The following is a 25,583-nucleotide window of genomic DNA, read 5'->3' as shown; positions in this document are numbered from 1 at the left end:
CCCTATTCTTTTATATTCACCCCATACTCTTTAAACCAAACATGAATTTGTGCTAAATGAGCTAAAAGTTGAGGCCCTGTCATTAATTGACCAAACCATGGCGTTCGGAATGCACTTCCGCCCGACTCAATCAACCCGCTCAATTGCTCCTTATCGAACAATTCATGCAAAATTGAGCCTTTATCCGTTAATAAATCTTGGAGCCATACTGTGACTGCTTTCGTATAGTGCGGATTATGTGTTTTCGGATACGGGCTTTTCTTTCGATACAATATATCATTTGGAAGTAATCCTTCTAACGCCTTACGCAATAGACCTTTTTCGCGGTTTTTATACATTTTCATTTCCCAAGGAATATTCCACGCATATTCGACAAGTCGGTGGTCCGCAAACGGAACGCGTACTTCTAAGCTTGCCCCCATACTCATACGGTCTTTTCTGTCTAATAATGTTGTCATAAACCATACCATGTTTAAATAAAATAATTGTCGCCTCTTCGCTTCTAATGGGCTTTCTCCCTCTAAAATAGGAACTTCTTGAATGGATTCTTCATAGCGTTGTTGCACATATTGTTGTAAATTTAATTTATTTCTCCATTCTTTCTTTAAAAGTTGTTCACGCGCTTCTGTAGAACGCATCCACGGAAATGCACTTGATTGTAAATCATCTTCTCTATAAAACCACGGATAACCACCGAATATTTCATCTGCACATTCTCCAGATAAACCGACGACAAAATCTTGTTTTATTTCACGGCAAAACCATAATAATGACGAATCAATATCTGCCATACCAGGCAAATCACGAACGAGTACTGCTTCTGTTAAATACTGTGCTAGTTGTTCATTTGAAATAACGCAGCGATGATGGATTGTTTGAAATGTCTCTGTCATTAAATTAATAAATGGAGCATCTGAATTCGGCTGAAACGCATTCGCTTTAAAGTATTTTTCGTTATCTTCATAGTCAACAGAATACGTGTGTAATTGCCCTTTTCCTGATCTTTCATACTCTTTTGCAGCTATTGCTGTTATAGCACTTGAATCTACACCGCCTGATAAAAAAGTGCATAGTGGTACGTCAGAAACTAATTGTCTCGTAATCGCATCTTGTAATAAAAAACGAGTTTTCTCTACTGTTTCTTCAAATGAATCTTCATGTTTTTTACTTTCCACATTCCAATATCTCCATATGCATAAACCGTCTTTTGAGAACGTCATTGCATGACCCGGGCGCAGTTCTTGAATACCAGCATATATACCGTGACCAGGTGTTCTAGATGGGCCAAGGCCGAATATTTCCGATAATCCCTCTAACGTTACTTCCGCCTTCACATCTGGATGCGCTAGTATCGCTTTTAATTCTGAACCAAATAATAATCGTCCGCTATCATATTTATAAAATAGCGGCTTCACACCTAATCTATCTCTTGCAATAAAGACTCGTTCATTTTTCTCATCCCATACTGCAAACGCATATATACCGTTTAAATGATCGACACATTCTTCTTTCCATTCAATATAAGAGGCCAATAGTACTTCTGTATCGGAATGCCCTTTAAATGTATAACCTCTTCTTAATAACTCTTTGCGAATATCTTCTGTATTGTAGAGCTCTCCGTTATAACAAATCGCATAACTAGTTTCATCTTTCAAACAAGTCATGGGTTGTTTACCACCTTCAGGATCTACAACGATTAACCGTTTATGCCCAAATGCGACGCTCCCTTTAATCCAAACTTTATTATCATCTGGACCGCGTTTCGCTAGCGTTTCCGCCATCTTCGTCACGATGTCCCTTTCCCCTTCTAATGAGCGTTTATAATCCACCCATCCTGTAATCCCGCACATAAGAATCATCCTTCCTAATCTAATATCTGTTTCCGAACGTGCAGTAATCCCCACCCTATGAGTGCGGATACATAAAAACAACAAACTTGACGATAACTAACTATCCATATATGGAATAGCAGTTTCACAGTGTAAAGCGTGTTTTATTGTATGCCCACCTCTCTTTAGGTGTGTCTAGTTATAAAGAACGTACGAACTGTCCATAACAAGAATAACTATTTCTATAAAAGGAGAAATGAACTATGGTACAACGCAAACATATTTTGTATAACCAACCGCGCGCTCATACAGTCGGTAATGTCGAATATATAAACAATGAATGGGTATTCTTTGATGATGAAAATGATGAAGCCTTTATATTAGAAGATATTATCCAAGATGGATTTGAACTTTTGTATAACAACAATTGGCTACCAGCCCGTTTCTATGAACAAGATGTATTACAAATCGCCAACGAACAGCACCATTTGCAAAATGGAGAAATGATACGAATTCGAAAAAAATTACTTCTTAGCTATAATGAATGGCTTGAGGAGTTACCTGACTCTGTCTTTACATTATTAACCGAATCATTGCAATCACTTAATTACTCTTTATACGATTGCATGTATTGTCATAATTTTTTATCATTCTTACCGAAGGATGAAGCATGCGAAGGAGTAAATATTCTTTTGTTCGATAACGACGAAATGATTTGTACATTGCAGCACCATTTCGTACGCCATTCTTCCTCTAATAAAAATATTTTACGATTTACGAAAGTAAACGGAGAAGAGTTGCATCTCGATGCGACATAAAATAAAAAAACCACCTTATCTCCCAAACATTTGAGATCATAAGGTGGTTTTATTTTTAATTAAAATACTTTCCAGCCAATTGGTAATTTCAATCCAAGATAAAATACCGCTACTAGCGCGACAATAAATAATCCCCAAACTGCCCCTGTTGCCTTGTTCTTGCTCATTTTTACAAGAACCATTTCCATACCACCGATAACTAAAATACCAGCTAACATTTTCATGCCGTACCACATGTGCATGCTACCTGTTGCCGTCTTCACAATACTCATGTACAACATGAAACCTGTCACAATAATGATAATGTACATAAGGCGAAGCCCCATATGTACACCTTTACCTTTTCTTCCTGCTGAATAAAGTGAATACGCAACGAAGAATAAAATTAATCCTAACGCCCATGCTGTAATATGCATATGTACCATCGTATCCCTGCCTCCTCTTTTCACACTTTTTCACTATATATGATAACATGTTCATTTATTTTCAGGAAATGTTTCGCTTTTTTATATTTAAATGCTATAATATTTAGAGTATTTACAAACTTCTTGTAATAACAAAAGGGGGAACAATCATGATTCAAACTAAGGATATTATCGAACTTACAGACACATACGGGGCAAATAACTACCATCCACTTCCAATCGTTATTTCTAAAGCAGAAGGTGTTTGGGTAGAAGATCCTGAAGGAAACCGCTATATGGACTTATTAAGTGCATATTCTGCAGTAAACCAAGGTCATCGTCATCCAAAAATCATTAACGCTTTAATTGACCAAGCTAATCGAGTGACGTTAACTTCTCGTGCTTTCCATAGCGATCAATTAGGTCCTTGGTACGAAAAAGTTGCGAAACTAACAAATAAAAATATGGTACTTCCTATGAATACAGGCGCAGAGGCTGTTGAAACTGCAATTAAAACAGCTCGTCGCTGGGCTTACGATGTGAAAAAGGTAGAGGCAAACCGTGCAGAAATCATCGTTTGTGAAGATAACTTCCACGGACGTACAATGGGTGCTGTTTCTATGTCATCAAACGAAGAGTACAAGCGCGGCTTCGGTCCAATGCTTCCTGGCATTATTGTAATTCCTTACGGTGATTTAGAAGCGTTAAAAGCTGCCATTACACCAAATACAGCTGCATTCATTTTAGAGCCAATCCAAGGTGAAGCAGGAATTAACATTCCACCAGCTGGTTTCTTACAAGAAGCTTTTGAAGTATGTAAAAAAGAAAACGTTTTATTCGTAGCAGATGAAATCCAAACAGGCTTAGGGCGTACTGGTAAATTATTTGCTTGCGACTGGGACAATGTAACTCCTGACATGTACATACTTGGTAAAGCACTTGGCGGCGGCGTATTCCCAATCTCTTGTGTTGCAGCAAACAGCGACATTTTAGGCGTATTCGAGCCAGGTTCTCACGGTTCTACATTCGGTGGTAATCCACTTGCATGTGCTGTTTCTATCGCAGCTCTTGAAGTATTAGAAGAAGAAAAATTAACAGAGCGTTCTCTTCAATTAGGAGAAAAACTAGTTGGGCAATTAAAAGAAATTGATAACCCAATGATTACTGACATTCGCGGTAAAGGTTTATTCATCGGTATCGAATTAAACGAGGCAGCTCGTCCTTACTGTGAACAACTAAAAGCAGCTGGGCTATTATGTAAAGAAACACACGAAAACGTAATTCGTATTGCACCACCTCTAGTAATCTCTGAAGAAGATTTAGAGTGGGCATTCCAAAAAATTAAAGCTGTACTATCTTAATCATAGTGAGGTTGCCCTAAATATAGGACAACCTCTTTCTTTTTTTAGTAATTTACCGTAAAATTAAATTGAATATTCTGTTTTTTGTTAAAAAAGGGGGTAACTGTATGCTTTTGAAATACGGTAAACACATTAACTATTTAGCTACAATTTTTATTTCTATGACATTCATCGGCTTCATATTATCTACAACGTTACTCAATCACTATTCAACTCCTAATACATTCACACTACTTAAAACATCATTTTGGACTGCTGTTTTCCTTACAATTATCGGTTTTGGCCGTGAGAGAAGCGCACTTGCAGTTATGCTAATTGGAATTTGCACTTTAGCATTAATCGGATTGTATATTTTCGCCATTATAGATTACTCCGTTAATCCACGCCCATAGAAAAGAGCTATCTTTTCACAAGATAGCTCTTTTTTTCACTTCACTATATTTCTTAGCGTACCAATTCCCTCTACTGTAACAACAACTTCATCACCAGCATGCAAAAACTTCGGTGGTGTAAAACCTTTACCAACACCAGCTGGTGTCCCTGTTGCAATGATATCTCCTGGCTCTAATGTCATACCTTTACTTATAGTTGAAATAATTTCTTCTACTGAAAAAATCATTTCTCTCGTATTTGAAGTTTGCCTTACTTCTCCATTTACCACTGTTTCAATGTGTAATGCATTCGGCGTTCTAACCATCGATTTATGAATTAAATACGGTCCCATTGGACAAAATGTATCGAAACTTTTCCCTAGGAAAAATTGTTTATGTTTTCTTTGAATATCCCGAGCAGTTACATCATTTATAACTGTATATCCAAAAACATGATCAAGAGCTTTTTCTATTTTTATTTGTTTCCCTCGCTTACCGATAACGATTGCTAGTTCACCTTCGTAATCAAGTTCATTCGTTGCGTGAGGGTGACCATTAATTTGCTCATCAATTCCGATCACTGTTGTTGGCGCCTTTGTAAAAATCATTATATTTTCAGGGATAGACTCTACTCCGCCCATTTCTACCGCATGCTCACGATAGTTCTTTCCAACGCAAAGAATATTTTTTCTCGGCCTTGGAATCGGTGCTAATATTTTCACCTCTGCTAACGGATAATACGCCGATCCCGCATTTTCCTTCGCCCAATTTACAATGTCGCTCACTTTCTCAAGACATTCGCTTCCTCTTTCAATACACTCTAACATGGTAATTGGGATAGTAACCTTTTCCCCTTTTTGTCTTTGCGCTTCTCTTAAATGTAATACCTTTTCTTCCTCTTCATCCACAATACCTACAAATACCTTTTCTTCTCTCTTCGCCGTTACAAAACGCAACATTTCCACTCTCCATCCTAAAACTCATACCCTTTAATTGTATTCGCATCCTTAAGAAAAAAACCTTCTCACGCACGCTAATTTTTACAATATTCCTCCCTTCTTACATTCGTTCCTCACCCTTCATTTGACATAAAATGTAGAAATTATACTTTTTTTGGCGAAGGTGTTTCTTTTTTATGGAATTTTTGTATAATATGTACTACATATATACATAAAATTTATTGAGAGATGGAGCCGATTTCAATGTTTGAGCAAGCTATCGAAAAAAAACGCGAAAAAATGATCTATTTTGCTGAACGCTACGGAATGACTTCTCAAAAAACAGTGGATTGTAGCCAAGAACTGGACAGGCTCTTAAATGTTGTTTGGCCTATACATACAGATTGCACACACACTCAAATGTTCGAAACACATACGCAATAACGTATGTGTTTCTTTTATTTCAAAAAAGGACACATTTTATTGAAAACGCCCATACAATAGTAGAAAAGAAAATTTTAAAAATGAAAGGTGTTTTGTATGCCAGCTATGGTCGGACATATTCGTATCGTTAATATTGGATCAAGTGGTATTTTTCATATTGGAGATGTATTTGCGATTAGGCCTATCAGTTATTCACGCGCTTTTGCCGGAGCCGGTTCATTTAACGTTGGGGATAACGTCTCTGTCTACAATTATCAAAGCTCAACGACTGTCAATGATTCAGATGTAATTGATCAAGCAATAATCGGTTCGAGCTAAAGGAGGCGATTGCATTGAATTTTTATGTGAACCAAAGTATCATCATTAACAGCATTAGAATCGATAGCATTACGACCTCTTCCGTTTTTCAAATTGGAACTGCAGGTAGTATTAAGGCTCTTTCTAAATTCTCAAATTCTGGCGGATTTACAGAACCTCTTCGCCCTTTAAGTGCGAAAGGACAAATTATTTCTATTAAACCTTCAACTGGTTCTTCTTAGACCACCATTATCATAAATATATAGCAGTAATATACCCTCCCTATTGAAAAGGAGGTTTCACAAAATGAATCAAGATATATACACTTACCTAAACCAACTTCAGCAAGCTCTCCAAATACAGCAGCAAACTATTCTAAATCTTGAAGAGCAAGTTCGCCTACTACAAGAAGAGCTTAATGAATTAAAAAGTCGTCCCTCCTCTTCTATAGGAAAAGTGGAATATAAATTTGATCAATTAAAAGTAGAGAATTTAAACGGCACTTTAAATATTGGCTTGAATCCATTTTCAACAAAAGAGCAACAAATTGAAGATTTTCAAGTAGATACAGAAACGTTAAAAGTAAATCCTGAAACAGAAATAAATCCAGACTTTTATCAAGGTATCCTTCAAGAAATGCATCGCTATTTAGATGAAGAAGCATATAGTCGAATTCTCCATTTTGAACAAGAAGAGAGAACGCCGCTTGATGAGATGTATCGACAAATGATGGTGGATGACATAAAAAAACAGATGGAACATAGACTTCCGTATTATTTGTCACAAGTTCAATCGTATGAGGGTATTTCTACAGATCCCGATTATTTACGAGACGTCATTATTCAAGCGATGAAACAAGATATTGACAAAGCCTTCCTTTCCTTTATTCAACACATACCGGGCAATTTCCGAAAGGAGTAAGTATGTATGAATTTAAATGTTGTGAACCGTGAGTTAAAAGTAGGGCAGATTAAAATGAACGGGGTTTCTTCTTCCGCATTATTTTTAATTGGAGATGCTAACCTTCTCATCCTTTCTTCAATTCTTGATACGCCATTCGAATCCGTTACAGAGGGGCCATTTGTACCATTAGTAACAGATGTCCCTCCGACTCCAGGTTGAGGAGAGGAAAAATTATGCTCCGTCATACTTCAATTGTACAAAATGTTTCTATCGTTTCTATGGGGGTTGCAGCCGTCTTCCAGGTCGGGGATGCTAATCAAATAGAATTAAAAAATAGAGCACTTATCGTTCACCGAGAAATCCCTTGTTATATAAAAGGTGAAGGTCGTTTTGATGCGTTTGAAATCTTTACAGATGAATACATTACAATTCCAAAGCGAACAACAGATGTAAAAATGAATATTGTAAATGAGTGCCCTTTTATTGAAGTAAATGATGTTCACTTGCGAACAATTTTAAATTCCGCGTGCTTCCAAATCGGCAATGTTGACTATGTTTTTAATAATTCTCGTACGCTACAAATCCGCCAATTTATTACTGATGAACCTTCCTCTAAATAATTCATATAGTAATTAAAAAGCTTAGTAAAGTAGGTGAATGGTATGCCTTCGGTTGTAGGGAATCTTGTCGTTCAAAACAGTAACGGCTCTTTCAACTTAGGAGATTTTTATAACGTGTCTCCGAAAGAAAATACGAAAGCTTATAACGGATCTGGGGCTTCCAATGTCGGATTTGTCGTTAACACTTTTAGTGGCGTTAGTGCAACAAATACATTCGATTCGGACGTTGCAGACCAAGATCAGATTGGAACAGCGTAAAAAAGAAACAGCCTTAGCTCTATATTGTGTAGAGCTAGGGCTGTTTCTTCTATTAAAGATAATTTTAATTCAAGCTTATATTCTTTTAATATAGCATTCTTCCTTCTTTATATGCATTTTGATATGTCTCATCATTTATCTGTGTAACATCAGTATGGAACAGTTCCTCCCTAACAGCATCGAATAACTCCTTACATATGTTAGGAAATTCACTTTCCCATCTTTCTCTTTCATCCAACTCCATCAGTGATCCAACAATAACAAGATAAATATTCGGAAATTGCTTCTCAATCTTAGGAGCGTACTTTAGAAATCCCTTTAAATACATATCAAAATGATGACAATCATACTCCTGAGTGCCTGTATAAAATGGAAACCCACTTTCATCTTCCCATTCTAGGAGAATTCCCCAAAATGCTAACAATGAACCTGATCGATATCTCAATTTACTATCATTAAAGTGTTTATAATAAGGGTATAACAATCTATCGCACCAATCTAAATCGATTATACCACCCATATCTTTTATTTCATTACGTAATAAATCTAATTTCTCTTTAATGGGATCCATGCACATTCCCCTTCAATTGTTTATTTCCACACAGATATATACCTCTTATGATATTTACTCTCTTTATAAAATGAAAATAAATTTATTATATTTTAAAAGCTCAAACAAGCACAACCCCGTTCTAAATTTAGGACGGGGTTAAATTTATAGCAATAAAGTCATTTAAAAATCTAAGTTTTATTCAAAAAATAGCGTCCTTTTCTAGAATAAAGGAATAGATGTATTTATACAAAAGTTGAATATTTTACAGAATTTCAGAATCCTAATTTTTAGCACCTTACATATTTACGTTTGAACCCCAGTCTTCCTCTATCAAGTTCTTTATGAATACTTTCGTAAGCATTTAGAAAACTGCTTTTCTTGTTGTCCCGTTTTAGTTCTACTATGCCTACTTCCTTTGCGGTTTCAACTGCCTTTTCATGTAGCGGCACATATGAAATCCCCACGGTGTTTAGAAAATTATTCATAGCGGATTTCGTTCGTTCTGGCGCATCGTGAATTGTATTTTTCACAACTTCTAGCATATTGGCAATCTTACTTTCGGAAAATTCATTGTCTTTTCGATTCCCTAAAAGCCAGCAGTAACAACTCCAGCCCGCTGACATTCTTAGTTCATCACCACTTGCAATCCATTTATCAGCCACGTCTTGGGCAAAATCTGATTCTGATAAAGTTACTGCCACCACATAATCGGACAGCATATAAAAGTACGCCCCATCCATCCAACGATCAAAATCCGATTCATTCATAGTTTTTGGATCTGCAATAATGCCTGCAAAGTACATTGCATCGTAGTTACCTGTGGCATACAGCTCTTCAGCTAAACTTTGATTTATTTTTATTTTCTTTGCGATTGGTTTCATAGCACCTGTAGCTACGCCAAAAAGTGGATCCTTTGCACCATTAGATATGTATATTTTTTTAGTTCGTTCCTTACCGAGAGTTTCAAGCTCTTGCATTACTGTTTCAAAATCCATCGTGTTGCACTTCCTTCCTTAATATTATAATCAATTCACCTATCTTCTTTATCAAGTTCTCTACACTTCACAAATCCATCTTTAAATCGTTTCGTCCATCGATTTACGATTTTCAAAATGAGATTTCGTTATACGCCTTTATCGAGCTTATTAATACCGATTATATAAACTAATCATTAGTGAAGATACTACTCCCCACTAATGATTAGTTTTTCTTTATTTAAATGATAATCCCTTATTTTCTAAAGCCGTTCTCAATTTAGGTAAAGATGCCCGTCCCATACCGTGCAGTTTCAAAATTTCTTTTTCACTATACTTTGAAAGTTCTTCTAAAGTATGAATTCCATAATGTTCTAACGCCCTTCTTGCTGGTGCTGAAAGAAGAGAAAGAAAGCCTTCTTTTGGCTTTCTCTCTTTCTCACAGGTTGGGCAAGTTGGACAATCGCTACTTTTGTAGTACTCGTGTCCTTGATCACAAGTTCTTAACGTCGCCATACTCCATAACCCCTCTCTAAGCTCTATTCCTCAATATTTACAACATGATTCCCATCAAAGAAGTATAAACATTTCTCTTTCACAGGATGTTTTAAGCTTTTCTCGAGTGCTTTTGCATATAGTGAAAGCTGTACTTTGTATCGGTCTTCTAAAGTTGGTTTCGCTTGATCAAATCCACCTGGGAACTTCCCTTCAATCGTATCTGTCTTAAAGTCGATTAAAGTAATTCCGTCTTCCTCTTCAATCATGCAGTCGATAACCCCTTGGACAAGTATCGATTCGCCTTTCTTCCCTTGCCAATCTTGATACGCCTCTTCTGCTGAAAGCATCATCGTAAATGGTACTTCACGTTCGACACTTTTTGCTGCTAATACCCTTTTACCTAAGTCACTGTCAAAGAATGAAATTACTTTTTCAATCGCTATTTCTTCAGCTTGTTCAAATGTTAATAGTTCTTTATTTACCATTCTTGCAATTTGTTCTTGAAGAACTTCAATCGTAATTGGTTTCTTCAAATCTACATGCTGCATAACGGCATGAACTGCTGTCCCTCGCTCTGCGTATGTTAGCCCTTTTTTCTCCATAAAGCGCGGACGTGTTTTAATTGGTGCACGAAGTTTTTTAATAAAGGCGTTATCGCTACCTTCTTCAGATTGATAATTTCTCTTTATTTCTGTAACAGACTGTTTCGCACGGTGAGATGTCGCGTCCTCATACCCATATTCCCACATTAATCTGTCGTACACTTCTTCTTTCCGTTCACTTTCTAACGGAACAGCTTTTTTATCGCGAAGCGCTTCTAATAACTCTTGTTTCTCTTCTTGAACTGGTTCTGGTGCAAGTAACGTTTTGCCGTCAACAATTTCTACTTTCCAGCTAGCACTATACTCATAAATTTCGCCTGGAATATTTCCTTGTCCTAATTCAAGAAGCATTTCACTATCACGATGTCTATATAATGAAGGTGCAATCCAATCTAAATAACATGACGCTCCGGCACGTATATGATCTGGTAATAACCATTCACTATGCTCTCTTGCATCGAGCCATTTTTCCATTTCTTTATTGGCATCCTTAACTGTTCCAATTAAAATTAACTTCTCTTTTGCACGCGTTAACGCTACGTATAATACGCGCATTTCTTCCGCAATTAATTCCATCTTCATTTTACGCTTAATCGCTAGTTGCGATAATGTCGTATATTTAATTCGTTTACGAGGATCGATAAATTGTGAACCGAAACCGAAATCTTTATGAAGTAAGAAACGCTTCATTAAATCTTGTGTATTAAAACGGCGACCAAGTCCAGCTACAAATACGACTGGGAACTCTAGCCCTTTACTTTTATGAATCGTCATAATGCGAACAACGTCTTCTTGTTCACCAAGAGCTCTCGCCGTTCCCATGTCATCTCCGCGTTCTAAAATCCGCTCAATAAAGCGTAAGAAGCGGAATAATCCTCTAAACGATGTTGCTTCATATTGTCTCGCGCGGTCATATAATACGCGTAAGTTTGCCTGTCTTTGCTTTCCGGCTGGTAAACCGCCGACAAAGTCGTAATAGCCTGTCTCACCGTACACTTTCCAAATTAAATCGGAAAGAGATTGTTGACGCGCAAATTCACGCCATCCTTGCAGTAATTTATAAAACCACTCTAATTTATCATGCAGTTCTTGTTCTTCTTCAAGCGGCGCTCCCTTTAAGAATGAGCTCATTACTTCATAAAACGAGCCTTTCTTTCCATGAGCACGAAGCGTCGCAAGTTCTTCGTCATTTAGTCCAACGATCGGTGAACGAAGTACAGCTGCAAGCGGAATATCTTGCATCGGATTATCAATAACGCGGAATACGTTCATCATAATATTTACTTCTGTCGCTTCAAAGTAACCAGTCGCAAGGTCAGCATATACCGGAATTCCTTGTAATTTTAACTCTTCCATAATTTGCGGCGCCCATGGCATGGAGCGAAGTAAAATAACGAAATCACGGTATTGTACAGGGCGCATACTATCAGTTTTACGATCATACACTTCATAATCTGAATCAACCATCGCTTTAATACGCTGCACCATAAGACGAGCTTCAAGCTGCGCTTTTTCTACTTCTGCACCTTCTTCACCTTCTTGCACTTCTTCCTCAGTTTGCTGAATACATAATAGCTCTGCCGCTACATCTTCACCTTCTGGATAGCTAGCACCTAGCTTTAATTCAGCGTCAGCATCATAATCGATTTCTCCGACTTCTTCGCCCATAATTTGTTTGAAGATAAAGTTCGTACCTGCTAGCACTTCATGACGGCTACGGAAGTTTTTCGCTAAGTCAATCTTCATTCCGCCGCCCGATCCTTCTTGTGTGAAACGTTTATATTTTCCTAAGAATAAACCAGGCTCTGCTAGTCGGAAACGATAGATTGACTGTTTTACGTCACCAACCATGAACAAGTTTCCTTCACTCTCAGAATCTTTCGTTACGAATTTAATAATTGATTCCTGTACGAAATTCGTATCTTGATATTCATCGACTAGTACTTCAGCAAATTTATTACGATATTGAAGTGCTACTGCTGACGGCTTCATTTCACCATCTTCACTTTGCTCACTTAAAATTTGCAAACAGAAATGCTCTAAATCTGTGAAATCGACCATTCCTTTATCTCGTTTAATCGCTTGGAAACGCTCTGTAAATACTTTTACAAGCTTCACGAGTTTTTCTAATACAGGATGCATATCTTGAAAATCTCGTAAGAAACTTTCAGGTCTGCGGCTAAATAGCTCTTCTTGTAATTTCTTTACTTCATCTTTCGCTTTATTACGAAGAGAATCCACTTGTTTTACAACATCTTCGTTGTAATCACTTTTCTTAATACGCTTTAGCGTTTGCCACGATACATTTTGCATCGCTTCATAAACGCTTGTCCACGACCCACGAGCTGCTGATGATAACGTTCCAAGTAAAGCTAAATCCGCTTGTAAAGTTTCGGCGCGAGGCGCTGGACCATCAGGAAGCATTGCGAGTTCAGTCGCTTTACGAATATGCTCTTCCGCTGTTTCAAGCTGGAATTTTACATCTTCTAATAAGTAAGAGGCGTACACTAAATCTTCAATCGTCTTTCCTTCAACGTCGTATGCTTCTACTAATTTATCAAGCCACTTCTCTGGATTTGGATGCGCTCTTGATTCTGTATGAAGCGCTAAAATCATTCGTTGTAAGTCATCGTCACTACGGTCACTCGTATAACGATCAACTAATTCAAAGAAAATACTATTATCTTCGATTCCATACTCTTCTTCTAATATGTCATCTAGCACTTCTTCTTTTAATAACTCATTTTCTGTTTGGTTCGCAATACGAAAACGAGGATCGACATCAAGCATGTAATAATATCCTCTAATAACTTGTAAACAAAATGAATGAATGGTAGAAATGGAAGCTTTATTTAATAAGCTAAGCTGTTTTCTTATATGCTGTGAACCTGGCCCATCAATTAATACTTTTTCTAACGCTTCCCCAATTCGATTTTTCATTTCTTGCGCCGCTGCATTCGTAAATGTTACAACGAGCAGGCGGTCGACATCGACTGGATTTTCCTCACTTATAATCTTTTTAATAATACGTTCAACTAATACTGCTGTTTTCCCTGATCCAGCTGCTGCTGCGACTAAAATATCACGTCCGTTCGCTACAACCGCTTTCCACTGGTCATCTGTCCATTGACTACCTTCTGGTTTCTGAGGCCAATTTTCTATCATTCTCCGCCAACCTCCTCTCTAATTTTCTCCATCGCTTCGCTATTTTTCATATCTTTTAACGTACGGAATTGGTTATCTTCAAGTGATTCATCAAATTGACAAACAGATTTGAAGTTACAGAACGTACATGCCGCTTTATTCCCCTTTTTGTAAGGAGCAATATCGATAACACCTTCTGTAATGTCTTTTCCGATATTTTCAAACGAGTGGTGTACATATTTTTGAAGTACGTTAAACTCTTGTTCACTTGCAATGCTAGAACGCGCACTAAAACTACCATCTTTTTTCAGACCAGCAGAAATAATATCAGAGCTTCCTGTTGAAAGTTTATTATCCATTAAACGTACAACGTCAGCATCTCCTAGTACGAGCCCTTTCATTTTAAATTTCTTTAAAATTTCTTTCTCAATTTCTTCTTCAGATGCGTCGCCTTTCATCTCAACAATTGGGTTATGAATATGGAAATACAATACACCCGCCGGTGATGCAGTACTGCCCTTTTTCATCCACGTATGTGCATTTGAAGTAACAACATCTAAATACGTTAACATTTGAAGTGCGAGTCCGTAATACACTTCTGTTAAATCTAACGCTTTCGAACTTGATTTATAATCAATAATACGAAGGAACGTACCACTCTCATCTTCCGCCTTATCAACACGGTCAATACGGCCAACTACTTCCATCTTCACACCATTTGGCAACGCAAATTCCATTGGCGGAAGCGATCCAGTACCACCCATACCGAACGGTACTTCTAAATCAACTGGTACAAAGCCACTCGACTTCGCATGTTCACGAAGAATAAGTGATGTACGGAAAATGATTTGTTGTAGTTTTTGTTTTAAATAGAAATGACGGTTTGAACTTAATAAAATTTGTCTTTGTAATAATGGTGCAATTTCTTCTATTACTAAAGCAGAAAGGTGCTCACACTCTTTTATTGATAAATCTGCCCAAGTACGATTTTCACGTAATAGCTTGTCTGCAATTCTCTTCAGCGCTGCATGGAATAGTTCACCGATATCTGGCGCATCAAGTTTGAAAATATCGCGCTCTCTTAGCGATAAACCGTGCTGAGCGAAATGAGCGTACGCACAGCGATTAAATAGTTCCATACGAGAAACGCTTCCCTTAATTGTATCTCCATATAAATCCCTACTTACATCTGTGCTTAGTTTCTGTGCACGATTTCGGTAGAATAAACTCGATAACACGCGGCTACTTTTTTGCTTCCATTCATCTGAAGTAACGTAGAAGTTATATACGTCCCACCAAAAGTCTAAATTGCCTTCAAATCCGTAACGCTTCCATGTCTGCAGTTGCTGCATGACGTAAGACAAAGTTACTTCTGGCGTTGCTACATATGAGATTTGTTCCGAACGCGATAAGTCATTTACATCATTCGTAATAAACGTTTCTTTCACATCAGGGAACATTCTTTTTATTTTCTTAATAAAACTAGAAGCAAGTAACGTCTTTCCTTCTTCATCTGCAAGCGGACAGGAAATGTATAACTTCTCAGATGCCCTCGTCACCATTTGATACATAACGAACTGTTCTTCTAATAAAGCTTGTCTCGTCGTTGGTGCTAATTCGATACCTGCAGCGGTGAGAACATTTCTTTCCTCATCAGAAAGCATACCTTCATCCATAGGTGCTGCTGGAATCACGCCTTCATTTACACCAATAATGAACGTCGCTTTAATATCTGATAATCTAGAATGATCAATATTAGCAACTAACACTTGATCTAGTGACGGCGGAATGTTCGCAAATTGAAGTGCCTCAAGACCTGTCGTCATTACATCAGTAAACATAGACAGGGACATCTTCTCTTCGCCAAGCATCTCAACGAACGTATCAAGAAGACTCATCACTTCTTCCCATACTTGCTCATGGTCTGTCGCAAATAAGAAATCTCCGCTTTCTTCTGCACGAATACGTAATGCTTCTAGTTTTTTCGGAACGTCAAGCTCCTCTAAAAATAAATATACCGCTTCGCACATTTGCATAACTGTTCCAGCACGCTTCAGTCTTTTTTGCATACGAATAACTGGCGTTCTTACAACGTCGCGAAGTCGATTTATTTTCTCTTCCATTTCACGCTCACTGTCTGTTATCATTTCGCTCGCATCATCAAGAGAACGATAACGACGATACATCCACGGATCTTCAGAAGTCCATCTCTTCCCTTGTACACCGTACGCTAAACAGTAGTTTTCGAACTCATCCATCTCTTCGCGCATCGCTTCTTTTCTTACGTCTAGTGGATATAAAAGTTCTGTTTTCACACAGCGGAACACTGCATCATAACGCCAATTTCCGCTAATAATCTCTAAAGCCGAACGAATACATTCTACTAGCGGATGATGTGACATTGGGCGTTTTTCATCGATGAAATGCGGGATATTATAATCCGTAAATAACGTTCGCATTACATCATAATAACTTTCTCCGTTACGAAGAAGTACTGCTATATCTCGGTAACGATAGTCTTCAGCCGCCACAAGTCTTCGAATTTCACGAGCAACACCTTCTACTTCAGCTCGTAAATTAGCTGCTGTACTAATTGTCACACTCGCTTCACCGTGAAACTTTTCATTTGGACGCGCTTCGTAATGCATTTCTAAATGCGCTAATGCTTGCGAATGAAAACGCGGCTGTTCCATAAGTGGAATTGTTTTTTCAACTTCTATTTTCTCTTCCCGCGCTACTTGTTTTATTCTTTCATACGTTAACGTCGTTTCATAAAACAAATCTAGTTCATTCACTGGCTGCGCTAACGTTTTTTCATCTATCGTTAATGTTATTGTTACTCTAGTTCCTAATCTCATTAGCCCTCTAACAATTTCTAGCTCTTGAGGAGAAAATGAATGGAATCCATCTATATAAATTTCCGCGCCTTTTACATACTCAGAGTCTGAAAGCTTCTCAATTAATAATTGTAAGTAGTCTTCTGAATCTAAATACTTTCCGATTAAAGCACGTTCAAAATCATCATATAATAACTGTAAATCATACACTTTATTCGCTAGTAGCTTTTGCTCTGCACTACTGCTATGCGTATCTAATTGTTGCCACATTTCATATACGTTAGACGGCGTCACATTGTAACGTTTAAACTCCGCAATCATACTACCAAGATGTTCAAAGAAGCCATTTTGCTCCGCTGCTTTTTGAAACACAGATAGTCCATCTTTACGAGATTCTACAATTTTACGAAGCAACATATGGACACCAGCTTCATCAATATGAAGACGACTCGCTCCCCCAACTTCTTGCAGCACCTTCCACGCTAATCGCGAAAAACTAAAAACTTGCGCCCGAATAGAACCTCTTACATCTTCGCTCCCAATTAACGCCTGCTGTGTTTGGAATGTCATCTGTTCTGGCACAAGATATAATATTGTTTTCCCTCTTGGGCGTTGTTTCAACTCTTCTTGCACTTCGTGTAAACAAAGTGTACTTTTTCCACTTCCAGCTCTACCAATCACAAATCGAAGTGACATGTAACCCCACCTTTCACTTACATAACGAACGTTAGTTTGCTATCATAATTGTATTATAGGACAATAAAAAAGACAAACATACTCGTTTGTCTTTTCCTTATACTTCATTTTATTATATCAGCCTTTTGAAAAATTCGTTTGTACCTCTCGAATCGGCCAATATCGTAAATCAACTTTACCGACAACTGTATCAGCTTTTACAAAACCGAAGTGCCTACTATCCCAGCTACCAAGGCGGTTGTCACCAACTACAAAAATAGAACCAGGTGGTACAAACTTTTCTCTCGTTAATTCTTCTAATTTAAAATCACCTGTTAATTGCCGTCCATTTATCTCTTTCTTATACGCCTCTAAATAAGGTTCCTCCACGAATTTTCCGTTTATATATAGTTTATCATGCTTATATTCGATATGATCCCCAGGTAAGCCGATAATTCGCTTTACATAGTCCTCTTTTTTATTCGCATGAAAAACGACGACATCAAATCGATTCAAGTCCCCTACTTGATAACTCACCTTATTCACAACGAGCATATTTCCATCTTGCAATGTCGGCATCATTGACTTCCCCTCTACAACGTACGTTGAAAAGAAAAACGTTCGAAAAAATACAGCTAATAGTACACCAATTAAAATTGTTCTTATCCACTCTAGCCCTTCTTTTTTCAAAGTTTTCTTCATTCGCTTCTCCCCTCGCCCTTTAATAATGAAGCTTCCTTTACAAAGAAGACTTTTCCTAATGTAGTTCTAACTTTACTTCAATTTTTTTACCGACATACCATAAAATAAAAATAACAATACCCACAATAACCGATTTCACCGGATTATGAATAAATGACACTAAATCATGACCGATATACGTTAAAATAAAAATCATAACAAGTTTTCCGAATGCTAATGCTAGTCCAAACTGTTTTACGCTAATGCGAGACAAACCAGCTACAACGTTTATAAGCGCAGATGGTGTAAACGGAAAACAAAATATAACAAAGATTGGCGCGAACCCTTTTCTTTCAATCCATCCCATCGCTTTTCGCACTCTCTCATGCTTATTTACAAAAGAAAAGAAACGACTTCGTCCAAAGCTGCGAATAATGAAAAATACAAGCATTGCACCAATTACTGACCCAAGCCACGAATAAAGAAATCCATACCAAAAGCCAAATGCAACAGCATTTGCCAACACAAACACAATGAGTGGTAATGCTGGAATGAGCGCCTCTATCATCGGTAAACCAATACCGAGAAGCGGTCCAAACGCCTTATAACTTTCAACAATATGATCCATATTTTCTGGTGAAAAATACTCTTTGATCGTTTGAAAATCCATTCTACACTTTACCCCTTTACTCTAATTACTACCTCTACTTTATCATTGCTTAAATGAAAGAGGAAATGGTAGATACGACATATGGAGATGCATTTATTAAAGTTTCCATATCTTTCGTTAGAATTCCTTCATTATTATGCTATTATAATCTTTCAATATTCGACAGGTTTTGTTATACGTTTGGTTGTTTGAGGAACGATATTTTTTGATGATTTTTTCGGTAAATGAAATTATATCGATGATTTTCTGAATACATCGACCACAACTCAATTTTTATCAGCGATTTTTCGAATTTATCGACTTTCCGACAAAAACGGACAAATAAAAAGGATGGGGGTCTCCCCATCCTCTCACACTTCGCCTTCCTTCACAAAATACACTTTCTCATATGCTGGTGTTAATTTAGATTCTTCATGTTTATCAATCTCTTTAAAGCAAGGATTCCCTTGTTTTTTCTTACGGTCTTCATATTCTGTCCGCAATTTCGCTGTACGATTTTGCTGATTTTCAAAGCTACTTTTTGACATTTCTAGTTTCACAGCGAAACCATTTATAAATCTAATAATAAGATTTCCATCTTTTAATTCTTTATTACCTTCAATATGAAAATGAGACAACCACGCACACTCTTTTCGAGAATAAGAATACGTAGGGAAAAAATAAAGTTGATCTGTCGGGCTAATTGCGATAGGAGCTTTATGTGTAATACGAGTTAACTCCTTCGTTCCTTCTTTTCTTCCAAAGAAACTAGAACCATGTTTCCGGCAACTTCTCTCTATAATATCGAGAGGCTTTTGAAATACGAAAAAAGAATCTTCCATTTCAACAATTCGCGTAACAACTTTCTTTTCCCCTAGAACAACCGGAAGTAAGGCCATTGTGTTTTTGCTTACAACATAGTTTTCGACATAACGTTCTACTTTACTTTCCATAGTCTACTGTCTGCTACTAAAAATATAGACAAATGTATATCCTTAGAGTATGTAGTTTTGCACGCTAAGAATATTTTTATCTATATTCGCACTTTTGTTAGTAACAGATTTTTCACCTCTCTTTTTTAAATTTTCGATTACTGTTTAATTTCCCTTTTATAGTAGCACCTACGAAAAGGAAATGGTTTACATTCTACGATTCTTTACAAATACTTATAATAAATCAAATATAATATAAATCTATTAATAATTATATATGAATAATAAATAAATAACCTGTATAAAAAGAGGATTCTATATACGAAAAAAGAATTTATATCATTTGTACTATGTTTAACACATTCTGCTTTTCATATAATTACAGCAATTAATTTTGCTATAATTAAAATATAAATCAAATATACGGAGGTCTCTCATGGAAGAAAAGCAAGATCATCCAACAATTCAAATGAAAAATAGTAGCATTGTTATCGTAAAAAATTCAGCGAGTATTATATTCGGTTTATTTTTTATTTTACTGTTCTTCGCGAAGCCTTTTCGTAAATCTAAATGTCCTGAATGTAAGAAACGTGAAAAGAAAAAAGCTGTGAAAGAACACTAAAAGGCCTTCCTTTACGGAAAGCCTTTTTACATACTGATTATCCAGTTCATTATTCTTCATATTCAACAAAAAAAAGGATGGCATAAGCCATCCTTTTTTCTATAATAAACTATAAAATTATAGTTTGATTACGTTTTTAGCTTGAGGTCCACGGTTGCCTTCTTCGATTTCGAAGCTAACTTTTTGGCCTTCTTCTAAAGATTTGAAACCTTCAGTTTCGATTGCAGAGAAATGTACGAATACATCGTTTTCGCCTGGAACTTCGATGAAACCGAAGCCTTTTTCGTTGTTAAACCATTTTACTTGTCCTGTAACTGTCATAATTATTTCCTCCTACGAAAATACATTTTATTTAGTCTTCATGTATAAAAAAAGAATCCACACATTATCAAATTCGAAACATAAACTAGTTCTCACATACTTTTTCCCGTTTGTTTTCGGCACTTGATAATATATGGATTGCTTAATTTAATTATTCAACTGGTATTATCATAGCATACTTAAAATAGAATGTACAATCCTTTTTGAAAATAAAATTTCTAAATTTTAGTATTTCTTATAAAATATAACCACACCCATTCTAATAAGGAGGAGTATATGACAGAAATAATCCCTAAAAAAACATTAAAGAGAATTGAAAAAGATATTGAAAATAACAATCTTGGAAAAGCAAGAGATAGATTACACGGATTAATCGCTACTTATCCGAATGAATTAGCACTTAGAAAAAAGCTCGGTGATATTTACTTTACATTACAATACCCAGAAATGGCTGGACGGTATTGGTATCTTGAAAAAGAGAAAACAGATGTTATGCACGCGGCATGTCTACAATTTGAACACTCGATGGGAAACGACTCTTATCATATTGTACGTGCTTTAAAATTCAAAGGAGATCATAACATTATTACAGGACTATACACAGAACATCCTTTACAGCCATTGCAGAAAAAAGTGGTAGAAGAACTAATTGATGATTATGAAGAAACATGGAAAGACAAACTATTTACATGGGGCTGTCTAGCATTATTCGCATTCCTTCTTTTTACTGCTATCGTTGGTATATTCACTATATTAGATTGGATATTTTAAATAGAAGTAGATGCCTATAACAGGCACCTACTTCTATCTTTATTTCGTAAACTGTTCTTCTTCCGTAGATCCTTTTAAAGCAGTCGTTGATGAAGTACCGCCCGTAATTACTTGTGCTACTTCATCAAAGTATCCTGTTCCTACTTCGCGTTGATGGCGCGTTGCAGAGTAACCATCTTTTTCTGCTGCGAACTCTGCTTGTTGTAATTCAGAGTACGCTGCCATGCCGCGTTCTTTATAACCACGCGCTAATTCAAACATGCCGTAATTTAATGAATGGAATCCAGCAAGCGTTACGAACTGGAATTTATAACCGTACGATGCAATTTCTTTTTGGAAGCTTGCAATCGTTTTTTCATCTAGTTTTTGTTTCCAGTTAAATGAAGGAGAACAGTTGTAAGCAAGTAGCTTACCTGGATATTTCTTATGAATTGCGTCCGCAAAGCGTTTTGCATCTTCTAAATTTGGCTCCGACGTTTCACACCAAACGAGATCTGCATACGGCGCATACGCTAAACCACGTGCAATTGCTTGATCAAGACCTGCTTTCGTACGATAAAACCCTTCTGGCGTTCTTTCACCTGTAATAAACTCTTGATCAACTGGATCGATATCACTCGTAATTAAATCTGCAGCATCTGCATCTGTTCTTGCGACGATAATTGTTGGTACACCCATTACATCAGCAGCAAGACGTGCCGAAATTAAATTACGCACCGCTGTTTGCGTCGGTAATAATACTTTTCCGCCTAAATGCCCGCATTTTTTCTCTGAAGATAATTGGTCTTCAAAGTGCACGCCAGATGCACCCGCTTCAATCATCCCTTTCATTAGTTCAAATACGTTTAACTGTCCACCAAAACCAGCTTCAGCATCTGCCACAATCGGTACGAAATAATCTGTATCACCGCTTCCTTCCATATGCTGAATTTGATCAGCACGTTGAAGTGTTTGGTTAATTCGTTTTACAACAGCCGGCACACTGTTCGCTGGGTATAAGCTTTGATCAGGATACATATGTCCAGAAAGATTCGCATCTGCCGCTACTTGCCAACCGCTTAAATAAATTGCTTTTAATCCAGCCTTCACTTGTTGCATCGCTTGGTTTCCTGTTAATGCCCCAAGTGCATTAATATAATCTTCGGTATGAAGTGATTTCCAAAGCTTCTCTGCACCGCAGCGCGCTAACGTATGTTCAATATCAATCGATCCACGCAGACGAATTACATCTTCAGCTGTATATGGACGTGTGATTCCTTTCCAGCGCGTATCTAATTCCCAGCTTTCCTGCAATTTATCAATTCTTTCGTTTTTCATATGTTCCATCCCCTTTTCTTGTTTCTTATAAAATTTCATAACCAGGTAATGTTAAAAACGGCATGAACTCGTTATTACGAACAAGGTTTGTAAACAGTTTTGTAGCTTCTTCAAATCTCCCTTTCTTAAACGCTTCCTTACCAATCTCACTTTCTATTTTTGCTAGTTCTTCTTCTTTCAATTCTTCCATCAATTTAAAAGTGATATTACGGCCATCACTTAGCTTCCCGCCCTCATGACGAATCCACTGCCATACTTGTGCTCTTGATATTTCCGCTGTTGCCGCATCTTCCATTAAGTTATAAATTGGAGCTGCTCCTCTCCCGCTTAACCAAGATGCAATATATTGAATACCGACATTAATATTTGTGCGAAGACCACCTTCTGTAATCGTTCCCATCGGTACTTCTAATAAATCCTTTTCTGTTACACGTATTTCTTCACGCTTTCTAAAAATTTGATTTGGCGTTTTCATTATGTGATTAAATACTTCCATTGCAACCGGTACAAGTCCCGGGTGGGCAACCCACGTCCCGTCATGACCGTCTAAAGCTTCGCGCTCCTTATCAGCACGCACTTTCTCGAAAGCCGCCTCATTTGCTTCTGGATCATTTTTAATTGGAATTTGCGCTGCCATTCCTCCGATTGCCGGCGCATTACGACGATGACACGTTTGAATAACTTTCAAAGAATACGCGCGCATAAACGGCGTTGTCATCGTGACTTGCGCTCTATCGGGAAGTAAAAATCCATTATGATTACGGAAGCTCTTTAAGAAACTAAATATATAATCCCATCGCCCGCAGTTTAAACCAGCAGAATGATCTCTTAGTTCATACAGAATTTCATCCATTTCAAATGAAGCTTGAATCGTTTCTATTAACACAGTCGCTTTAATCGTTCCGTTCGGAATGCCGATATATTTTTGAGCAAATACGAAAACGTCATTCCATAATCTTGCCTCTAAGTAACTTTCCATTTTCGGTAAGTAAAAATACGGGCCACTTCCTTTTGCTAAAAGCACCTTCGCATTATGGAAAAAGTACAAGCCAAAATCTACTAAACTGCCAGACATGTTCTTGCCGTCAACTTGCATATGTTTTTCTTCTAAATGCCACCCTCTCGGACGCACAATTAATACAGCTGTTTTACTATTTAAACGATATTCTTTTCCGTTTTCATTTTTATGTGAGATCGTTCCCTTATTCGCATCTCGTAAGTTAATTTGACCTTCGACAGCATTTCTCCAAGTTGGTGCATTCGAATCTTCAAAGTCCGCCATAAAAAGATGTGCTCCTGAATTTAAAGCGTTAATGACCATCTTTCTATCCACCGGTCCAGTAATCTCCACGCGGCGGTCCTCTAAATCTTTCGGAAGCTGGGCAATTGTCCAATCACCTTCACGTATATGCTTTGTTTCTTCTAAAAACTTAGGTAACTCCCCTGCATCAATTCTTTTTTGTTTCTCCACACGCTGTTGTAAAAGTTCCGTGCGGCGTTCATTGAAATTTTCATGTAGTTCCTTTAAAAAACTAAGCGCCTCAGGTGTCAATATTTCGTTGTACGCTGGTAACATTTCTCCGGCCAGTGTAACCCGTGAAGTTTGCGTCGACATATTAGCATCCCCTTCTTAAACTGTTTTATAACAGATTTGATTTTATGTTTTATATTATATAACAAATCTTCAGAAAAGGAAGTTTTTTTTGAAAATTTAACAGATTTTTTCCAAAGATATATTTATTTCAAGCAAAAAAAGAGCTGGTGTTGTATAACACCAGCTCCTTTTATAAATTATTGTTGCTCATCATTTAAAATTGCTCTATATAAGAATGTTGCATATTGTTCACGCGTTACACTCATAGACGGACCAAATTTATTTTCTCCTATTCCATTTGTAATACTATTTGTTTGTATTGCGCTAATTGCATTTTTTGCCCATGAATCTGCTGGAACATCATTAAAAGTATGAGGTCCCTTTGCTTCTAATTCAAAAGCATTCGTAAGAACCTGTGCCATTTCCGCACGTGTTAGCGTATCCTTCGGTCTAAAGTTCCCAGTTCCATCACCTTTTAAGATACCTACTTCTGTTAATACTAAAATTTCTTCTATGAACATTGTTGAGTTTTCATTAATATCTTTGTATGGATTCTCAAGTACATCGCCTTCCTCAAACACTTCGCTAAAATCAATCGTACGATAAATTAAAGCCGCTACTTGCTCACGTGTTACATTATCACCAAAACCAAAATTCCCATTTCCATAACCATTAATGATTCCCCAGCCTGCTAGAGTGTGAATAGCTTCAGAAGACCAATGACCTTTCGGTACATCTTTAAATACAACAGAATTTGCTTGTTGTTGTTGTTTCACAACTACTTCAGCATTTACTTTAGTACCTTCTGCACTTAATACAACTCCACCCATAATTGTTAAAGCCGTTGCTATTTTTAAAAACCTTTTCTTCACCGCATTTTCCCTCTGAAAACATACTTTTTTTCTAATATAAAGAATTAATAAGAAAGTATCAATATACTTATTTATATAAGTTTTGTCTAATTTGCGAACATTTTTTCACATACTTCCCTTTACACTTCGTTGATAATAAAGTTACTAAACAACGTCTTTTTCTTATGAATTGTCACTTTAACACACCTATTTTTTCCATCTTTAGTCAATCCCTGTTTTGTATTAAGATGAATAAATATACATAAATTACATAAAAAAAGCGCAAAACTTTTGCGCTTTTTTCAAAATAACATATTAC

Annotated in this window: 27 protein-coding genes; 12 read left to right on the top strand and 15 right to left on the bottom strand. The window is 37.0% G+C overall.

Annotated features, from left to right (window positions below; translation table 11 throughout):
* Positions 1 to 2: 2 nt before the first annotated feature.
* Entirely contained in the window at positions 3 to 1,850 is a 1,848-nt protein-coding gene (gene asnB, locus V7038_RS00605) for an asparagine synthase (glutamine-hydrolyzing) (protein ID WP_335468735.1), read from the bottom strand.
* 242 nt (positions 1,851 to 2,092) lie between these two features.
* Here asnB and V7038_RS00600 point away from each other — a divergent pair, with 242 nt between their 5' ends.
* Positions 2,093 to 2,647 (top strand): DUF2777 domain-containing protein, encoded by a 555-nt coding sequence (locus V7038_RS00600; protein WP_070128097.1) that lies wholly within the window; start codon positions 2,093 to 2,095, stop codon positions 2,645 to 2,647.
* 59 nt (positions 2,648 to 2,706) lie between these two features.
* Here V7038_RS00600 and V7038_RS00595 read toward each other — a convergent pair whose 3' ends face one another.
* Positions 2,707 to 3,072 carry a YisL family protein gene (locus V7038_RS00595; protein WP_002201404.1) on the bottom strand — a complete coding sequence of 122 codons (366 nt, stop codon included), beginning with the start codon at positions 3,070 to 3,072 and terminating at the stop codon, positions 2,707 to 2,709.
* A 149-nt stretch (positions 3,073 to 3,221) separates the two neighbouring features.
* Between V7038_RS00595 and rocD the strand changes: the two genes are divergently transcribed.
* On the top strand, positions 3,222 to 4,412 hold the full coding sequence (rocD, locus tag V7038_RS00590; RefSeq protein ID WP_335468733.1) for an ornithine aminotransferase: 1,191 nt from the start codon (positions 3,222 to 3,224) through the stop codon (positions 4,410 to 4,412).
* Positions 4,413 to 4,519: 107 nt separating this feature from the next.
* On the top strand, positions 4,520 to 4,804 hold the full coding sequence (locus tag V7038_RS00585) for a hypothetical protein (RefSeq protein WP_002201406.1): 285 nt from the start codon (positions 4,520 to 4,522) through the stop codon (positions 4,802 to 4,804).
* Positions 4,805 to 4,839: 35 nt separating this feature from the next.
* Here the strand turns inward: V7038_RS00585 and V7038_RS00580 are convergent, their stop codons facing one another.
* A complete protein-coding gene (locus V7038_RS00580) occupies positions 4,840 to 5,742 on the bottom strand; it encodes a fumarylacetoacetate hydrolase family protein (RefSeq protein WP_070128096.1) in 903 nt (300 codons plus the stop codon).
* Between the two features lie 243 nt (positions 5,743 to 5,985).
* On the opposite strand from V7038_RS00580, the gene V7038_RS00575 reads away from it, so the two are divergent.
* The 7 genes from V7038_RS00575 (at position 5,986) to gerPF (ending at position 8,243) form a co-directional block, all read left to right on the top strand.
* Positions 5,986 to 6,165 carry an aspartyl-phosphate phosphatase Spo0E family protein gene (locus tag V7038_RS00575; protein ID WP_002087032.1) on the top strand — a complete coding sequence of 60 codons (180 nt, stop codon included), beginning with the start codon at positions 5,986 to 5,988 and terminating at the stop codon, positions 6,163 to 6,165.
* A 96-nt stretch (positions 6,166 to 6,261) separates the two neighbouring features.
* Complete coding sequence (gerPA, locus tag V7038_RS00570) at positions 6,262 to 6,483, top strand: spore germination protein GerPA (protein WP_002158912.1); 222 nt, start codon at positions 6,262 to 6,264, stop codon at positions 6,481 to 6,483.
* A gap of 14 nt (positions 6,484 to 6,497) precedes the next feature.
* On the top strand, positions 6,498 to 6,704 hold the full coding sequence (gene gerPB, locus V7038_RS00565; RefSeq protein WP_002202807.1) for a spore germination protein GerPB: 207 nt from the start codon (positions 6,498 to 6,500) through the stop codon (positions 6,702 to 6,704).
* A gap of 64 nt (positions 6,705 to 6,768) precedes the next feature.
* Entirely contained in the window at positions 6,769 to 7,383 is a 615-nt protein-coding gene (locus V7038_RS00560; protein WP_070128095.1) for a spore germination protein GerPC, read from the top strand.
* A gap of 6 nt (positions 7,384 to 7,389) precedes the next feature.
* Positions 7,390 to 7,584, top strand: a complete 195-nt coding sequence (gene gerPD / locus V7038_RS00555) for a spore germination protein GerPD (RefSeq protein WP_001052805.1) — start codon at positions 7,390 to 7,392, stop codon at positions 7,582 to 7,584.
* A gap of 14 nt (positions 7,585 to 7,598) precedes the next feature.
* Positions 7,599 to 7,985 carry a spore germination protein GerPE gene (locus V7038_RS00550; protein ID WP_002140807.1) on the top strand — a complete coding sequence of 129 codons (387 nt, stop codon included), beginning with the start codon at positions 7,599 to 7,601 and terminating at the stop codon, positions 7,983 to 7,985.
* A 42-nt stretch (positions 7,986 to 8,027) separates the two neighbouring features.
* On the top strand, positions 8,028 to 8,243 hold the full coding sequence (gene gerPF, locus V7038_RS00545; RefSeq protein WP_001141570.1) for a spore germination protein GerPF: 216 nt from the start codon (positions 8,028 to 8,030) through the stop codon (positions 8,241 to 8,243).
* 85 nt (positions 8,244 to 8,328) lie between these two features.
* Here the strand turns inward: gerPF and V7038_RS00540 are convergent, their stop codons facing one another.
* The 8 genes from V7038_RS00540 to V7038_RS00505 form a co-directional block, all read right to left on the bottom strand.
* Complete coding sequence (locus V7038_RS00540) at positions 8,329 to 8,814, bottom strand: hypothetical protein (RefSeq protein WP_199659794.1); 486 nt, start codon at positions 8,812 to 8,814, stop codon at positions 8,329 to 8,331.
* A gap of 269 nt (positions 8,815 to 9,083) precedes the next feature.
* On the bottom strand, positions 9,084 to 9,791 hold the full coding sequence (locus V7038_RS00535) for a DNA alkylation repair protein (protein WP_283746862.1): 708 nt from the start codon (positions 9,789 to 9,791) through the stop codon (positions 9,084 to 9,086).
* Between the two features lie 216 nt (positions 9,792 to 10,007).
* Positions 10,008 to 10,286, bottom strand: a complete 279-nt coding sequence (locus tag V7038_RS00530) for an RNA polymerase alpha subunit C-terminal domain-containing protein (protein ID WP_002201412.1) — start codon at positions 10,284 to 10,286, stop codon at positions 10,008 to 10,010.
* Positions 10,287 to 10,309: 23 nt separating this feature from the next.
* Entirely contained in the window at positions 10,310 to 14,035 is a 3,726-nt protein-coding gene (gene addA / locus V7038_RS00525; protein WP_335468729.1) for a helicase-exonuclease AddAB subunit AddA, read from the bottom strand.
* Entirely contained in the window at positions 14,032 to 17,547 is a 3,516-nt protein-coding gene (gene addB / locus V7038_RS00520; RefSeq protein WP_335468727.1) for a helicase-exonuclease AddAB subunit AddB, read from the bottom strand. Before addB ends, addA begins: the two co-directional genes overlap by 4 nt.
* Before the next feature lie 117 nt (positions 17,548 to 17,664).
* Positions 17,665 to 18,228 (bottom strand): signal peptidase I, encoded by a 564-nt coding sequence (gene lepB / locus V7038_RS00515; RefSeq protein WP_335468725.1) that lies wholly within the window; start codon positions 18,226 to 18,228, stop codon positions 17,665 to 17,667.
* A 55-nt stretch (positions 18,229 to 18,283) separates the two neighbouring features.
* Positions 18,284 to 18,877 (bottom strand): TVP38/TMEM64 family protein, encoded by a 594-nt coding sequence (locus V7038_RS00510; RefSeq protein ID WP_002201415.1) that lies wholly within the window; start codon positions 18,875 to 18,877, stop codon positions 18,284 to 18,286.
* 350 nt (positions 18,878 to 19,227) lie between these two features.
* Positions 19,228 to 19,809 carry a competence protein ComK gene (locus tag V7038_RS00505; protein ID WP_002201416.1) on the bottom strand — a complete coding sequence of 194 codons (582 nt, stop codon included), beginning with the start codon at positions 19,807 to 19,809 and terminating at the stop codon, positions 19,228 to 19,230.
* A 415-nt stretch (positions 19,810 to 20,224) separates the two neighbouring features.
* On the opposite strand from V7038_RS00505, the gene V7038_RS00500 reads away from it, so the two are divergent.
* A complete protein-coding gene (locus V7038_RS00500) occupies positions 20,225 to 20,410 on the top strand; it encodes a hypothetical protein (protein ID WP_002011281.1) in 186 nt (61 codons plus the stop codon).
* A 117-nt stretch (positions 20,411 to 20,527) separates the two neighbouring features.
* Here the strand turns inward: V7038_RS00500 and cspA are convergent, their stop codons facing one another.
* Complete coding sequence (gene cspA, locus V7038_RS00495; RefSeq protein ID WP_000218989.1) at positions 20,528 to 20,731, bottom strand: RNA chaperone/antiterminator CspA; 204 nt, start codon at positions 20,729 to 20,731, stop codon at positions 20,528 to 20,530.
* Between the two features lie 276 nt (positions 20,732 to 21,007).
* On the opposite strand from cspA, the gene V7038_RS00490 reads away from it, so the two are divergent.
* Complete coding sequence (locus tag V7038_RS00490) at positions 21,008 to 21,502, top strand: DUF6584 family protein (RefSeq protein ID WP_002201417.1); 495 nt, start codon at positions 21,008 to 21,010, stop codon at positions 21,500 to 21,502.
* Positions 21,503 to 21,541: 39 nt separating this feature from the next.
* On the opposite strand, the gene aceA is transcribed toward V7038_RS00490, so the two are convergent.
* The 3 genes from aceA to V7038_RS00475 all read right to left on the bottom strand — a co-directional run bounded on the left by aceA (position 21,542) and on the right by V7038_RS00475 (position 25,285).
* A complete protein-coding gene (aceA, locus tag V7038_RS00485; protein ID WP_002149914.1) occupies positions 21,542 to 22,819 on the bottom strand; it encodes an isocitrate lyase in 1,278 nt (425 codons plus the stop codon).
* A 25-nt stretch (positions 22,820 to 22,844) separates the two neighbouring features.
* The gene (aceB, locus tag V7038_RS00480) at positions 22,845 to 24,434 is read right to left on the bottom strand and encodes a malate synthase A (RefSeq protein ID WP_335468722.1); all 1,590 of its coding nucleotides are present in this window, start codon (positions 24,432 to 24,434) and stop codon (positions 22,845 to 22,847) included.
* 176 nt (positions 24,435 to 24,610) lie between these two features.
* Positions 24,611 to 25,285: an S-layer homology domain-containing protein gene (locus tag V7038_RS00475; RefSeq protein ID WP_002202825.1), complete on the bottom strand. Its 675-nt coding sequence runs from the start codon at positions 25,283 to 25,285 to the stop codon at positions 24,611 to 24,613.
* Positions 25,286 to 25,583 lie beyond the last annotated feature (298 nt).

The organism is Bacillus sp. JJ783 (assembly GCF_036963225.1).
Taxonomy (GTDB): domain Bacteria; phylum Bacillota; class Bacilli; order Bacillales; family Bacillaceae_G; genus Bacillus_A; species Bacillus_A cereus_U.
The sequence above is the reverse complement of the archived record's forward strand: the minus strand, read 5'-3'. Positions and strand labels throughout refer to the sequence as shown.

Bases quoted from the DNA above. Each gene is read 5' to 3' on its own strand.
- asnB (WP_335468735.1), bottom strand. From the start codon at position 1,850: ATGTGCGGGATTACAGGATGGGTGGATTATAAACGCTCATTAGAAGGG.
- V7038_RS00600 (WP_070128097.1), top strand. From the start codon at position 2,093: ATGGTACAACGCAAACATATTTTGTATAACCAACCGCGCGCTCATACA.
- V7038_RS00595 (WP_002201404.1), bottom strand. From the start codon at position 3,072: ATGGTACATATGCATATTACAGCATGGGCGTTAGGATTAATTTTATTC.
- rocD (WP_335468733.1), top strand. From the start codon at position 3,222: ATGATTCAAACTAAGGATATTATCGAACTTACAGACACATACGGGGCA.
- V7038_RS00585 (WP_002201406.1), top strand. From the start codon at position 4,520: ATGCTTTTGAAATACGGTAAACACATTAACTATTTAGCTACAATTTTT.
- V7038_RS00580 (WP_070128096.1), bottom strand. From the start codon at position 5,742: ATGTTGCGTTTTGTAACGGCGAAGAGAGAAGAAAAGGTATTTGTAGGT.
- V7038_RS00575 (WP_002087032.1), top strand. From the start codon at position 5,986: ATGTTTGAGCAAGCTATCGAAAAAAAACGCGAAAAAATGATCTATTTT.
- gerPA (WP_002158912.1), top strand. From the start codon at position 6,262: ATGCCAGCTATGGTCGGACATATTCGTATCGTTAATATTGGATCAAGT.
- V7038_RS00560 (WP_070128095.1), top strand. From the start codon at position 6,769: ATGAATCAAGATATATACACTTACCTAAACCAACTTCAGCAAGCTCTC.
- gerPD (WP_001052805.1), top strand. From the start codon at position 7,390: ATGAATTTAAATGTTGTGAACCGTGAGTTAAAAGTAGGGCAGATTAAA.
- V7038_RS00550 (WP_002140807.1), top strand. From the start codon at position 7,599: ATGCTCCGTCATACTTCAATTGTACAAAATGTTTCTATCGTTTCTATG.
- gerPF (WP_001141570.1), top strand. From the start codon at position 8,028: ATGCCTTCGGTTGTAGGGAATCTTGTCGTTCAAAACAGTAACGGCTCT.
- V7038_RS00540 (WP_199659794.1), bottom strand. From the start codon at position 8,814: ATGGATCCCATTAAAGAGAAATTAGATTTATTACGTAATGAAATAAAA.
- V7038_RS00535 (WP_283746862.1), bottom strand. From the start codon at position 9,791: ATGGATTTTGAAACAGTAATGCAAGAGCTTGAAACTCTCGGTAAGGAA.
- V7038_RS00530 (WP_002201412.1), bottom strand. From the start codon at position 10,286: ATGGCGACGTTAAGAACTTGTGATCAAGGACACGAGTACTACAAAAGT.
- addA (WP_335468729.1), bottom strand. From the start codon at position 14,035: ATGATAGAAAATTGGCCTCAGAAACCAGAAGGTAGTCAATGGACAGAT.
- addB (WP_335468727.1), bottom strand. From the start codon at position 17,547: ATGTCACTTCGATTTGTGATTGGTAGAGCTGGAAGTGGAAAAAGTACA.
- lepB (WP_335468725.1), bottom strand. From the start codon at position 18,228: ATGAAGAAAACTTTGAAAAAAGAAGGGCTAGAGTGGATAAGAACAATT.
- V7038_RS00510 (WP_002201415.1), bottom strand. From the start codon at position 18,877: ATGGATTTTCAAACGATCAAAGAGTATTTTTCACCAGAAAATATGGAT.
- V7038_RS00505 (WP_002201416.1), bottom strand. From the start codon at position 19,809: ATGGAAAGTAAAGTAGAACGTTATGTCGAAAACTATGTTGTAAGCAAA.
- V7038_RS00500 (WP_002011281.1), top strand. From the start codon at position 20,225: ATGGAAGAAAAGCAAGATCATCCAACAATTCAAATGAAAAATAGTAGC.
- cspA (WP_000218989.1), bottom strand. From the start codon at position 20,731: ATGACAGTTACAGGACAAGTAAAATGGTTTAACAACGAAAAAGGCTTC.
- V7038_RS00490 (WP_002201417.1), top strand. From the start codon at position 21,008: ATGACAGAAATAATCCCTAAAAAAACATTAAAGAGAATTGAAAAAGAT.
- aceA (WP_002149914.1), bottom strand. From the start codon at position 22,819: ATGAAAAACGAAAGAATTGATAAATTGCAGGAAAGCTGGGAATTAGAT.
- aceB (WP_335468722.1), bottom strand. From the start codon at position 24,434: ATGTCGACGCAAACTTCACGGGTTACACTGGCCGGAGAAATGTTACCA.